General features: G+C 71.5%; 15 protein-coding genes. 5 read left to right on the top strand and 10 right to left on the bottom strand.

From position 1 onward, the window contains the following. Window positions 1-72: 72 nt before the first annotated feature. The gene (locus GVL03_RS04390; RefSeq protein ID WP_159499773.1) at window positions 73-255 is read right to left on the bottom strand and encodes a hypothetical protein; all 183 of its coding nucleotides are present in this window, start codon (window positions 253-255) and stop codon (window positions 73-75) included. 269 nt (window positions 256-524) lie between these two features. Between GVL03_RS04390 and GVL03_RS04385 the strand changes: the two genes are divergently transcribed. Beyond that, window positions 525-1,616 carry a PLP-dependent cysteine synthase family protein gene (locus GVL03_RS04385; RefSeq protein WP_159499772.1) on the top strand — a complete coding sequence of 364 codons (1,092 nt, stop codon included), beginning with the start codon at window positions 525-527 and terminating at the stop codon, window positions 1,614-1,616. 36 nt (window positions 1,617-1,652) lie between these two features. Here the strand turns inward: GVL03_RS04385 and GVL03_RS04380 are convergent, their stop codons facing one another. From GVL03_RS04380 to GVL03_RS04370, 3 genes are all read right to left on the bottom strand, one after another. Continuing rightward, complete coding sequence (locus tag GVL03_RS04380; protein ID WP_159499771.1) at window positions 1,653-2,693, bottom strand: hypothetical protein; 1,041 nt, start codon at window positions 2,691-2,693, stop codon at window positions 1,653-1,655. Between the two features lie 78 nt (window positions 2,694-2,771). Beyond that, complete coding sequence (locus GVL03_RS04375) at window positions 2,772-2,951, bottom strand: hypothetical protein (RefSeq protein ID WP_159499770.1); 180 nt, start codon at window positions 2,949-2,951, stop codon at window positions 2,772-2,774. Window positions 2,952-2,976: 25 nt separating this feature from the next. Beyond that, window positions 2,977-3,432, bottom strand: coding sequence for a hypothetical protein (locus tag GVL03_RS04370; RefSeq protein WP_159499769.1), 456 nt, complete (start codon window positions 3,430-3,432; stop codon window positions 2,977-2,979). Between the two features lie 264 nt (window positions 3,433-3,696). Between GVL03_RS04370 and GVL03_RS04365 the strand changes: the two genes are divergently transcribed. Beyond that, window positions 3,697-4,542 (top strand): NAD(P)-dependent oxidoreductase, encoded by an 846-nt coding sequence (locus GVL03_RS04365; RefSeq protein WP_159499768.1) that lies wholly within the window; start codon window positions 3,697-3,699, stop codon window positions 4,540-4,542. Between the two features lie 264 nt (window positions 4,543-4,806). Here the strand turns inward: GVL03_RS04365 and GVL03_RS04360 are convergent, their stop codons facing one another. Further along, entirely contained in the window at window positions 4,807-5,532 is a 726-nt protein-coding gene (locus tag GVL03_RS04360; protein ID WP_159499767.1) for an AAA family ATPase, read from the bottom strand. 111 nt (window positions 5,533-5,643) lie between these two features. On the opposite strand from GVL03_RS04360, the gene GVL03_RS04355 reads away from it, so the two are divergent. Beyond that, window positions 5,644-6,678 (top strand): right-handed parallel beta-helix repeat-containing protein, encoded by a 1,035-nt coding sequence (locus tag GVL03_RS04355; RefSeq protein WP_159499766.1) that lies wholly within the window; start codon window positions 5,644-5,646, stop codon window positions 6,676-6,678. Window positions 6,679-6,703: 25 nt separating this feature from the next. Here GVL03_RS04355 and GVL03_RS04350 read toward each other — a convergent pair whose 3' ends face one another. Together GVL03_RS04350 and GVL03_RS04345 are read right to left on the bottom strand one after the other, a co-directional pair. Beyond that, complete coding sequence (locus tag GVL03_RS04350; RefSeq protein WP_159499765.1) at window positions 6,704-6,868, bottom strand: hypothetical protein; 165 nt, start codon at window positions 6,866-6,868, stop codon at window positions 6,704-6,706. 304 nt (window positions 6,869-7,172) lie between these two features. Further along, window positions 7,173-7,604 (bottom strand): VanZ family protein, encoded by a 432-nt coding sequence (locus tag GVL03_RS04345; RefSeq protein WP_159499764.1) that lies wholly within the window; start codon window positions 7,602-7,604, stop codon window positions 7,173-7,175. A 187-nt stretch (window positions 7,605-7,791) separates the two neighbouring features. On the opposite strand from GVL03_RS04345, the gene GVL03_RS04340 reads away from it, so the two are divergent. Then, complete coding sequence (locus tag GVL03_RS04340) at window positions 7,792-8,256, top strand: pyridoxamine 5'-phosphate oxidase family protein (RefSeq protein ID WP_159499763.1); 465 nt, start codon at window positions 7,792-7,794, stop codon at window positions 8,254-8,256. A 120-nt stretch (window positions 8,257-8,376) separates the two neighbouring features. Then, window positions 8,377-9,756 (top strand): NtaA/DmoA family FMN-dependent monooxygenase, encoded by a 1,380-nt coding sequence (locus GVL03_RS04335; RefSeq protein ID WP_159499762.1) that lies wholly within the window; start codon window positions 8,377-8,379, stop codon window positions 9,754-9,756. On the opposite strand, the gene GVL03_RS04330 is transcribed toward GVL03_RS04335, so the two are convergent. From GVL03_RS04330 to GVL03_RS04320, 3 genes are all read right to left on the bottom strand, one after another. Beyond that, window positions 9,747-10,613 (bottom strand): sulfurtransferase, encoded by an 867-nt coding sequence (locus GVL03_RS04330; RefSeq protein WP_159499761.1) that lies wholly within the window; start codon window positions 10,611-10,613, stop codon window positions 9,747-9,749. The genes GVL03_RS04335 and GVL03_RS04330 overlap by 10 nt on opposite strands. A 63-nt stretch (window positions 10,614-10,676) precedes the next feature. Next, window positions 10,677-11,462, bottom strand: a complete 786-nt coding sequence (locus tag GVL03_RS04325; RefSeq protein ID WP_159499760.1) for an ABC transporter ATP-binding protein — start codon at window positions 11,460-11,462, stop codon at window positions 10,677-10,679. Then, entirely contained in the window at window positions 11,459-12,289 is an 831-nt protein-coding gene (locus GVL03_RS04320; RefSeq protein WP_159499759.1) for an ABC transporter permease, read from the bottom strand. The genes GVL03_RS04325 and GVL03_RS04320 overlap by 4 nt, the downstream gene beginning before the upstream one ends. Window position 12,290: the final 1 nt, after the last annotated feature.

Genomic DNA, 12,290 nt, shown 5'->3' with positions numbered 1-12,290 from the left:
GTGACGCGAACCGACGGTGACCGAGAGGCCCGGAGGCAGGAGACGCACGCATCGGTGCGGGAACGGCCCGCGTCAGTGCCGGAGCGACCCGCGTTCCTCGATGCCGGCGGCGCGCTCGCTCTGCACGTGGATCGCCAGCAGACGCTCGCGCGCCTCCTCGAACGCGCGCTGCGCCTCGCGGAACGTCTGCTGCGCGCCGCGCAACAGCTCGTGGTCCACCCCGTGGCCCCTCGGGGCCGTGCTCGTCGTAGACATGTGCCCTCCTCCGTGCGATGTCCGTGTGCGTCTCGCGGAACATTCCTTCGCGGACGATGACACCGAGGCTAGGGCCCGGCCGCGCCGGCCGCCTCCGTGCACGTCATCTCCCGCAACCCGTCGATACGGATCGCGACGACGAGCGCCGACGCCGTCGCGCCCCGGGAACGCGATCGGGGCCGACCGTGACGGGAGATTGCCTCGATCGGCGCGCTCCACTGGGTCACAGGCATAGTGTCGCGGCGAACCCTCTCCGAAAGGACCGACGCGTGACCGCTCTTCCCCCGGCTTTCCCCGATCCGTCCGCTGCCGGCGTGTACGACAGCGTGCTGCAGCTGATCGGCAACACGCCTCTCGTGCGCCTGAACGTCCTGACCGCCGACCTCCCCGCGACCGTGTACGTGAAGCTCGACCATCTGAACATCGGCGGCTCCTCGAAGGACCGGATCGGTCTGCACATCGTGCGGCGGGCGATCGAGTCCGGCGCGCTCGAGGGGCACGACCGCATCATCGAGACAGGGCAGGGGAACACGTCCGTATCGCTCGCGCTCGCCGGGCTCCTCGCCGGCTACGCGTCGACGGTCATCGCCAAGCCCGATCTGTCGCCGCAGAAGCTCGCGCTGCTTCGCGCCCTCGGCGCCGACATCGTCCCGGGCCGCCTCGACGTCCCGAAGGACGACCCCGAGCACGCCTGGGTCATCGCCGAGGAGCACGAACGTGACGACCCGCGCACGTGGTGGTCACGGCAGCAGTCCATCGAGAGCAATCCCGAGGCCCATTACCTCTCGACCGGGCCGGAGATCTGGGCGCAGACCGGCGGCCGGATCACCCACTTCGTCACGGCGATCGCCACCGGCGGCACCGTCAGCGGCACCGGGCGGTTCCTGCGCGAGCAGAACCCGGACATCGAGGTCGTCGGAACGAGCTTCGACCTGCCCGAGAAGCCGTGGGCCGAGAACCACCTGAACCAGACGTTCCATCGCCGCCCCGGCTACGAACAGCTCGAGCGGGACTGGGCCGACAACATCGACCTCGAGACCCTCACCCGGCTCGAGGCCCGCGAAAAGGGCGAGATCATCGACTTCGCCTTCCGGCTCGCCCGCGCAGAGGGTCTGCTGCTCGGTCCGAGCTCGGTGCTGAGCGTGAAGATCGCGCTCGAGCTCGCCGTCGCAGCCCGCCCGGGCGATGTGATCGTCGCGTTCTCGGCCGACCACGCCCGGGACTACACATCCGCCGAGTACGACGGGCCGTGGCTGCGCGAGCACGGCTTCGCCGAGATCGCCGACCGGTGGCTCGACCCCGCCAGCGCGGATGCGGGCAACGATGCGGGTGCGGATACGGATGCGGCTACCCTGATCTGACCGAGCCGTCATCGGCCCCGACACCCCCGACACCGCTCAGGAGCCGGCGGCCACCTGCGCGAGCGCATCGTCCGTCTCGACCCTGACCGAGCTGACGAGCACATCCGGCACGTAGATGTCGGTGAGCGTCGGCGACGCCTGCGCCAGCCGGGTGCGCAACTCCGAGCCAACGAGCTCGACGCCGTCCACGGGTCCGACGACCACGATCCGCGTCAGGGCGACGGCGCCGACCTCCGCTCCCGCGGGCGCCGCATCGCGGCAGGCCGTCAGCAGTGCGATGTGGGCCTGCTCGACATAGTCCTCGCCGAACGACTCGCGCACCAGGGCGAGCTCGTCGATCGACACGATCTGCCAGGTGACGGCCGACCCCGCGGCGAGGATCCCGCCCGCATGCTCGACGAGACGCTCGCGCACGGTCTGGCGTTGCGCCTCGAGTTCGGGACGCGCGTCCTGCGAGATGCGCAGCACCCCGAACGAGATCAGCATCACCGCGATCACGCCGACCATCGTGGTGGGCCCCATCGAGAAGTACGTCGCATAGGGGCCGGTCTCCATGCCCCCGATCGCCGCCGACACGAGTCGTCCCCCGCAGTAGAGGGCATAGGCGATCGTGGTGACGGCGATCACGACGGCGCCGCTCCGCGCGCGCGTCGGCCGGCGGAGCGCCTCGGCGGCCGCGGCGATGCAGAAGACGATGAGCACCGCGACCTTGACCGACGTGGACAGGTCCTCCGGGAGCGACATCGTCACGACGAACATCGCCGCACCGGCAGCGAGCACCGACCACCGCGGCCATCTGTCGCGTCCGTTCAACGAGGCGACCGCGACCCACAGGAAGCCGGGGCCCCAGATCATGGCGACGTCCCCGATCGCGAGCCCCCAGACGTTCGGATGGAACGACCAGAGCAGGTAGATGAAGCTCGAGAAGACCGCCGCCGTCGCGGCCACGGTCCCCCAGCTCAGGAAGGGCCCCTGGCGGGGCGTGAGACTCCGCGCCCAGACGAGTGCCGACAGCACCGCGAGCATCGCGAGCACGCTGACGCTGACGAGCGCGATCGCCGTCACCGTCGAACCCACCGCGCGCCCCCCCTACTCAGATCTACGTACGACATCCACTATCGCCGCCGCGCGAGGAGTGCGCCAATCCGAGCGGGCTCACCCCTCGCTCGGCGCGTCCTCGTCCTCTTCGGGGTTGAAGTTCGACGCGTCGTCGCTGTGGCCCACCGACACCCCCTTCCGGGTCTGCGGGATGGTGCCGTCGTCCCCGAGAGGCTCGCCGGTCTCGGGGTTCGATCCGGGGGTGCCGGCGTCGGAACTGCTCTGGGGATCACTCATGGACGTCTCCTCTGTCTCTGCTTCTCTACTTCTTCTTCACGATCAACGCGACCAGCACGACGATCCCGACCACGGCCGCAGCCGCCACCGCCAGGACACGCGCGGGGTTCGCGCGATAGGCGTCCTGCGCGCCGCCGATCGCGGCGCTCGCGGCATCGTGCACGGCGTCGGCCGCCTGCTTGCCCGCCGCTACGCCCTGCGCGATCAGGTCCTTCGCGGAGTCCGCGAGGTCGTCGGCCGTGCCGTGCGCCGCATCCGCAGCGCCGTCGTCGAGGTGCTCGCCCACGGCATCGATCGTGGTGTGCGCCGCGTCCTTCGCGCGCTCCACTCCGTCCGAGGCCGCCGCCTCGCCCGCCTGGACCGCGGAGTCTGCGGCGTCCTTCGCGTCTTCCACTCCTTCGGAGGCCGCGTCCGCGGCGGTCTCGACCGCCTCGTCGACGCTCTCCTTCGCCTGCGCGGCACCGTTCTGGTTCTCACTCATGGTGTCTCCCTTCGATCGGATGCGGGCCATGCGGCCGGAGCCGGATGCGCCGCCGTCCCCGCTCATCTCCCAGCACACCACCCGCACACGCCGATCGCGTCCCCCTTGCGGGCGCGCGGACCGTTGTGCATCATCGGCGGGACGCGGAAACGGACGGGACGGACCGACGGGACGGACAGACGCTCCGCGACGACCGGCCCTGCCGCCCGCGGACGCACCTGCGATGCGGCCCTGCGAACGCCGCCGGCGTGCCACGCTGGGACGATGCGTATCGCACTGACAGGATCCTCGGGAAAGCTCGGCGCGGTCGTCGCCCGTGAGCTCCGAGCCGCCGGACACGACGTCATCGGGCTCGACGTCGTCGGCACCCGCGGCCCCGGCTTCGTCCAGGTCGATCTGACCGACTACGGGCAGGTGATCGACGTCCTCGGCGGCGTCGGCGACCGGCACGACGGCGTCGACGCGCTCGTGCACCTGGGGGCGATCCCGGCGCCCGGCATCCGCGGCGACGTGGCCACGTTCCACCACAACATCGACGCGACGTTCAACGTGTTCTGGGCGGCCACCCGTCTCGGCATCCGCCGCATCGTGTACGCCTCCAGCGAGACCGTGCTGGGGCTCCCCTTCGACGTGCCGCCGCCGTACATCCCGGTCGACGAGGAGTATCCCGCCCGCCCCGAGTCGACCTACTCGCTCGTCAAGCACCTCGAGGAGCAGCTCGCGATCGAGCTCGTGCGCTGGCATCCCGACCTCTCCATCACGGCACTCCGGTTCTCCAACGTCTTCACCCCGGAGGACTACGCGGAGGTCCCCTCGTTCGATGCCGACCCCCGTGCACGCAAATGGAACCTGTGGGGCTACATCGACGCCCGCGACGGGGCGCAGGCCGTGGCCCGCGCCCTCGAGGTCGCCCCGGCCGGGTTCGACCGCTTCATCATCGCCGCCGCCGACACCGTCATGAGCCGCCCGAACGCCGAGCTCGTCGCCGAGGTCTTCCCGGGCGTCGAGGTGCGATCCGACCTCGGCGTGAACGACACCCTGCTCTCGATCTCCAAGGCCCGGCGCCTGCTCGGCTATGAGCCCCGGCACTCCTGGCGCGACGCGGTCTGACGGCACCCGCCCCGACGTTCTCCCCTGTTCCCCCGACATGCCGAGGGAACAGGGGCGGGAATCCTACGCGCGGAGCGCTCCGTATGGTTCAATCACAAGTGCGTCCGCTCCCCGCGAAGGCCGGACGCCAGACATATCCGAGCAGGCGCAGCGATGTCGCTCCGCCGCTCCGACCGTCCCCTCTCCCCTAGGCCAGGAGAGGGGACGGCCTCTGCCCGGCACGGCCGGCCGCCGCGCAGCGAGACGAGGAGTGAGGGCGTCGACTCAGTCGATCAGGTACCGCAGATATCGGCCGGGCGCCGCGAGATACGACCGCCAGTGCTGCACGAGCTCGAGATCCTCCCATGCCGCCCGACGCATGCCCCACTCGCCGACCTCGAGGATGTCCGCGCCGGGCAGCGCCGCGAGCACCGGCGAGTGCGTTGCGCACAGCACCTGTCCGCCGCTTGCGGCGATGCGGTTCAGGGTGGAGATGAGCGTCAGGGTCGATAGGAACGACAGCGCCGCCTCGGGCTCGTCGAGGCAGTAGAAGCCGGGAGCGTCGAACCGGGTCTCGAGGATCGCGAGGAACGACTCGCCGTGACTCATCTCGTGGAACACCGGCTCTGGGCCCCACGACGGGTTCTGCTCGAGGTACGTGTAGAACGAGTGCATCGTCTCGGCCCGCAGGAAGAACCCCCACCGGCTGCTGCCGAGGCCGCGTCGCACCTGCAGCCAGTCCGACAGCGGCGACTCGCTGGCCCGCGTGCGATGACGCGCGTTCACGGACCCGCCCTCCGGCGAGAATCCGTATGCCAGGGCCACCCCCTCGAGGATGGTCGACTTGCCGCTGCCGTTCTCCCCCACCAGGAATGTGACGCCGGGGCGCAGTTCCAGGCCCTCGTCGAGCAGCTGCGCGACCGCCGGGATGCCGACCGGCCACCCCTTGCGCGGCACGTCCGCGTCCGACCGCCGCTGCACGGCGACGACCGGAGGCTGCGCGACATCCATACCCGGCAGTCTCGCAGGCGTACCGGCAGTCTCGCAGGAGCTCGCAGGTCCGCGCCGGGTCGGATCCCGTAGAGTGCGGGGAGATCGTCATCCCCACGAGCAAGGCCTCGCATGACCGGACCCGCCCCGAGGCTGCGCGCACTCGCGCCGGCCCTCGTCGTCCTCTCCCTCCTGTTCGCCGGATGCTCCGCCGGCGCACCCGCCGATCAGGGATCGACGTCCGCGTCCGCCGTGCCGGCCGCGGACGCGACCTGCGCGCCCGGTGCGGAACCCGTGGGACCGAGCTCCCGCGACCTGCAGCGAGCGCTGGACGCGGCGACCCCCGGCGACGTGCTGCAGCTGGCCGACACGACGTACGTCGGCGCGTTCACCATCACCCGCTCCGGCACGGCCGACGACCCGATCGTGCTGTGCGGCACCGGCGCTTCCGTCCTCGACGGGGGCGGGATCGACCGCGCCTCCGCAGCGCTGCGTCTCGCCGGGGCCGAGCACTGGGTGCTCACGGGCTTCTCCGTCGCGGACGCTCCGACCGGCATCGTGCTCGACGAGGCCTCGCACAACGAACTGCGCGAGCTCGAGGTCTCCGACACCGGAGGCCAGGGCATCCGGCTGCGCTCCGCGAGCTCGCAGAACCTGATCGTCGACTCGGTCGTCCGCGACACCGGAGTGGTCGACCGGGATCTGGGCGAGGGCATCGCGATCGGCTCGACCGAGTCCACCTGGTGCCGCTACTCGCGGTGCGAGCCGGACGCCAGCGACGGCAACGTCATCGTCGGCACCACCGTCGACCACACCGCCGGCGAGGCGATCAGCGCCGAGGAGGGCACCTCGTCGGGCGTCGTGCGCGACAACCGGCTGGCGCGGGGCGACGGCACGAGCACCGACGCCGTCGTCGACCTCAAGGGGAACGGATGGACGTTCGCGCACAACGAGGTCGGAGACGCCGCGGGCCCGGGCGTGCAGGTGCACAGCGTCCTGCCCGAGTGGGGTCTCGGCAACAGCGTCGTCGGCAACACGTTCGGCGGATCCGCCGAGGAGCTCGTGATCGACGTCGTCGGCACGACGGCACGGGCGGCGACCGAGGTCGGCTGCGACAACGCGATGACCTGGGGACCGCCGGCGCGCGCGAACACCACCTGTTCCTGAGCAGGCGAACCGCGGAGACGATCGGTCAGGCCGAGCGATCGCGCCGGCGCTTGCTGTGCGCCGCATCCGGCATCGGCGCATCGGTCTGGTCGGTCGCGCCGCCGCGGCGGCGGCGGAAGACCTGTGAGGGCCGGAAGCTCGGGATCGGGATCGGTTTGCTCGAGGGCTGGGTCGGGTCGGGGTCGTTCACAGCGGCGGACTCCCGAACCGGCGGATGAAGTCGGCGGCCGCCGCGTCCTCGAAGTCATCGGCCTCGTCGCGGAGGTCGTCTGTGATCAGGTCATCCATGGGGCGTCCTTTGCTCGCGTACCGGCGTTCGGCGCCGCGGGTCCCGTCGTCGGCGCCTGCGCCTCGACGATGCAGCGGAACGTCCGCCGCGGATGCGGCGAATCGGAGTTCGTCACGACACCGTACGGAAGCCCTCAGGCTACGTGGCCCGTCCCCGTCCGCCGAGGGACTTGCGCGGCGGACGGAAAGCACCTATGCGGCGTCTCCTAGCCGGGAGGGCGGTCGGCGGCGGCCCGGCGGCGTCCGAAGAGCGCGGCGAGCAGCATCCCGACGCACGTCCCCGTGGTGTTCGCGAGCACATCGTAGATGCTCGCGGTGCGCTGGGCGAGCAGCTCGCCCTGCGCGGCCTCGATCAACACGGTCGCCACGATCCCGATCGGCAGGACGAGAGAACGCGAGCGGTCGAGCAGGATGCTGAGCAGCCATCCGAGCGGGATGAAGAAGACCACGTTGGCGGCGAACTCGATCCGGCCGTACGTCGCCCACGGCAGCACTCGCTCGATCCGGTCGAGCAGGCCCGTCGCGCCCCGGTCGACGGGCTCGGGCCAGAAGGCGATCAGCACCGCGGCGACCGCGTAGACGACCAGCAGTATCGTCGCGACGCGTCGCGCTCGCGCATCGGATCGGGTCCCCGGCATCCTGCCACCGTAGCCGGGAGTCTTTTCGATCCCGTGACGGTCGCGAGACACGGCGACGTCGGGCGGGGCCGACGGCCCGCCCGGCCCCGCGGGTTGCACAGTCCGCCGCCGAGCGCAAGCGTCCGGCGGCGGCGCTCCCCGGTGGAAGACTTCCGGCACACCCCCGCACGGACCCCGAGGAGGAGTCATGACCGACGACACCCACCAGACACTGACGACGCTGATCGAGCGGTTCCGATTTGCGTTCCTGACGACGGTCCAGACCGACGGGACCCTCGTCGCCCACCCGCTGACCGTGCAGGAGGCCGAGTTCGACGGCGACCTGTGGTTCATCATCGCCAAGGACGCTCCCGCCGCGCTCAACCTCGAGCGTGACGCCCACGCCGGCATCTCGTTGAGCTCGAACGACGCCTGGGTGTCACTGTCGGGCACCGCGCGGCTCGTGGAGGACCGCGCCAAGCTCGACGAGCTGTGGAGCCCGTCGGTCGAGGCATGGTTCCCGAACGGCAAGGAGGACCCGAACGTGGGACTCCTGCACTTCGCCGCGGACGGTGCCGAGTACTGGCACTCCCCCGGCGGCACCATCGTGCGGGCCTTCGCGTCGCTCACCCACCGCAGGGTCGAGGGCGAGAACGCCAAGGTCGATCTGTAGCGCGTCAGCGAAGCGCCCGCCGAGCCGGCGGGCGCTTCGTCGTTCGAATGTGACGAAGGCGTCGGCGGATTGTATGCAGAACAGAGATAATGCATACGAACCACCGATCAACGAGGGAACATGACGAACCGCATCATCCTGGGCTCGCTCCACCAGACCACCGTCGGCCACACCTCGCAGGGATTCTGGCGGCATCCCGCCGCCCAGGCGCACCGCTACGCCGAGCTGGGCTACTGGAGCGACGTGGCCGGCAAGCTCGATCGCGCCGGCGTCGACTTCCTCTTCTTCGCCGACGTCGTCGGCGCCCTCGAGGACTACCGCGGCACACCCGACGCGGCTCTCGAGCGCGCGGTCGAGCTCCCCATGATCGACCCGCTCCTCATCATCAGCGCGCTGGCCCAGAGCACCGAACGGCTCGGGTTCGCCGTGACGGGGTCGACGACCTACGAGAACCCGTTCCTCCTCGCCCGCAAGTTCGCCACCCTCGATCTCGTCACCCGTGGGCGCATCGGTTTCAACGTGGTCACGAGCGCGCTGGCCTCGGCGGCGCGCGGCTACGGCCTCGAACGCCCCTTCCCCCACGACGAGCGCTACGACATGGCCGACGAGTTCCTCGAGATCGCCTACGACTACTGGGAGGGCAGCTGGGCCGACGACGCGGTCGTCCGCGATCGCGAGGCCGGCGTCTACACCGACCCGACGAAGGTGCGACGCATCCGCAACGAGGGACGCTACTTCCGCACCGACAGCATCGCGCTGACCGAGCCCACCCCGCAGCGCACGCCGGTCGTCTTCCAGGCCGGCGCCTCGACCCGGGGCCGGGCGTTCGCCGCCGCCCACGCCGAGGCGATCTTCCTCGTGCACGACGACCCGGTGGCCACCGCGCGCGCCGTCGCCGACATCCGGCGCATAGCAGCCGAGAACAGCCGCGACCCGCGCGACGTGAAGATCCTCTCGATGGCGACGGTCGTCACCGCGCCGACGGATGCGGCCGCCGCCGCCCTCGCCGACGAGTTCCGCTCGTACTTCGACCACGAGGCGGAGCTCGCGCAGCTGAGCGCGCTGTTCGGAATCGACCTCTCGCAGGTCGACCCCGACCTGCCGCTCGAGCACGCCGAGACCGACGCCATCCGCGGCATGCTCGAGATCTACACGAAGCGGGACGCCGACAAGCGGTGGACCACCCGCGAGATCGCGGAGCTCAACAACCTCGCCGGCGCCGGACCGCTGTTCGTCGGCAGCCCCACGACCGTCGTCGACGGACTCGAGGCGTGGATCGAGGCGACGGGCGTCGACGGGTTCAACCTCGCCGACCCGGTACCGCCGCTCACGCTCGACATGCTCGTCGACGATGTGGTGCCGGAGCTGCGCCGCCGCGGTCTCGTCGACCCGGTCGACCGGTCCGCCGCGCCGCTGACGCTCCGTGAACGGCTGCAGGGGCCGGGCAACGCCCGCACCCGGCCCGGCAACCACCCCTCGGCGGCGCGGCGCTACTCCTGAGGCGACGGCGCGCCGGTGGCCAGCGGCTTGCCGAGCGCGCCCCACTCGTCGAGCGAGCCGTCGTACAGCCTGATGTCGTCTCGGCCGGCGAGGGCGAGGCCGAAGACGAGTCCGGTGGCCGAGACGCCCGCGCCGCAGTAGGCGACGACGTCGCCGTCGGGCTGGAGGGTCGCGTCGGCTGCGGCGCGGATCTCGGCGACCGGCGCGTACCGGGCCGTGTCGAGCGCCGCCGTCACCGGCCACGGGATGTTGACGCTGCGCGGGATGCGGCCGGACACCGTGCCGTGCGTCGGCACCTCGCCGGTGAAGAGCTTCTCGGGCAGGGCGTTGACCAGCTGACCGTCGGCGGCGCCCGTGCTGATCCGCTCGACGTCGGCGAGATCGGCGACGAGCTCCGGACGGGGCCGCGCCGTGAAGACGACCGGATGCGGCGCCGTCTCGCCGCGCTCGACCGGACGCTGCTCGGCGACCCAGCTCTGATACCCGCCGTCGAGCACGCTCACGTCGTCGAAGCCGAAATAGCGAAAGAGCCACCACAGGCGCGTCGCCCAGATCTGCCATCCCTCGGTGTACACGACGAGGTGCCTTCCGGCGCCCGCCCCGAGCGCGCCGGCGGCCGCGGCGAACAGCTCCGCGTCCGGCAGAACGAACTGCCGGCCGTCGGGGGCGGTCGTCGAGAACGCGCCGGCGAGGTCCGCGAACACCGCACCCGGAATGTGCCCGGCGAGGTAGCGGTCATGGTCGGGCGCGACGTCCTGGCCGATGTAGCGGGTGCGGACGTCGGCGATCACGACCGAGTCGTCGCCGAGCGCGCCGGCGAGGTCGTCTGCGGTGATCAGAAGGGGGAAGCGTGCCACGGGGGCCTCTCTTTCGTACGGGGCGCCGGAGCGCCGGGATCGTGCGGGGGTTCGGACGCCGTGTCAGCAGGGCGCCGGGCCGGTTCCGGTCGTCGATGCTGCGGGTAGCAGGGCGCCCAGCAGCCGGGACTCGATGGCGGCGATGTCGGGGCGGTGCAGGAACTCCTCGGTGCGGTGACCCTCGCGCGGCACCCGGATGTCCTCCAGGACCCGCGCCGGCTTCTGCGAGAGCACCAGCACGCGGTCGGACAGGAGGATCGCCTCGCGGATGTCGTGCGTGATGAGCACGACCGTCCAGCGGTGCCGCTCCCACATCCCCACGATCCAGCGCTGCAGCTCCGCCCGGGTGATCGCGTCGAGCGCACCGAACGGCTCGTCGAGCAGCAGCAGCCCGCGGTGCTGGGCCACGGTGCGCAGGAGCGCCACGCGCTGCCGCATCCCGCCCGACAGCTGTGCCGGATAGAGCCGCTCGGTTCCCGCGATGCCGAACTCGGCGAACATGGGCGCGACGGTCTCGCGCGCACGGGCCCGCCGGACGCCCCGCGCCTCGAGACCGAGGGTCGCGTTGTCGATGACCCGGCGCCACGGCAGCAGCACGTCGGTCTGGGGCATGTAGGCGAACGCGGCGGGGTCGAGGCGGTGGACCGGCTCGCCGCGCACGGCGAGCGCGCCCGCCTGCGCGGCGACACCGCCGGTCAGCACGCCCAGCAGCGTGCTCTTGCCGCTGCCGCTGGGCCCGAGCACGCTCACGAACTCGCCGTCGGCCACGTCGAACGACACGTCGTCGAGGACGACCTGCGGGCCGTAGGCCACCCGCAGGCCCGCTATGCTCAACGCGGGCGCGGTCATCGGCCGGCTCCTCTCGACACGCGCAGCCACGGGGTGCTCAGGTGCTCGATGACCAGCACCAGCCCGTAGAGCAGCAGAGTGAGCACCGAGCACACGAGCACGGCGCTCAACACGAGATCGGTGCGGAACGCGCTCTTCGAGCTCTGCATGAAGACGCCGAGACCGCTCGTCGCGCCCGCGTACTCGGCGAAGATGGCGCCGACCACGGCATAGGTGATCGAGATGCGCAGACCGGCGAAGAACGAGGGGACGGCCGAGGGCAGCCGCAGCGTGACGAACTCCCGCATCCGGCCGGCGCCGAGCGAGCGCAGCAGCCTCGTGGCGTCGGCGTCCGTCGAGGCGAAGCCCTGCAGGAACGCGATCGTCATCGGGAAGAACGTCACGAGCGCGACCAGCAGCACCTTCGGGAGCAGCCCGAAGCCGAACCAGAGGACGACCAGCGGGGCGAGCGCGACGATCGGGAGCGTCTGGCTGACCACGAGCAGCGGCAGCACCGACAGGCGCAGGATGCCGGAGAAGTCGAGGGCGGTCGCGAGCAGGAAGGCGACGACGACGGCGCTGGAGAATCCCACGACCGTCGCCGTGAGGGTGGGGAAGGTGTGGCTCCACAGCACGTCGCCATGCAGGAACGCCTGCTCGAGGATGCGCGAGGGCGCAGGGAGCAGGTTCGGGGCGACCGCGCCCGTGCGGGCGGCGAGCTCCCACGCGAGGGCGAGGACGGCGAGCAGGGAGAACGGCAGCAGCACCCTCAGCAGCGCCGCCCGCCCCGCGGTGCGGGGTCGGGCGGCGCGTGTGCGGCCGGCGGGGGTTCCGACGAGCGAGGTCATC

The sequence above is a fragment of the Microbacterium sp. 18062 genome, from assembly GCF_902706225.1.
Lineage (GTDB): Bacteria > Actinomycetota > Actinomycetes > Actinomycetales > Microbacteriaceae > Microbacterium.
Note: the sequence above shows the minus strand (reverse complement) of the source record. Positions and strands in the feature narration are given on the sequence as shown.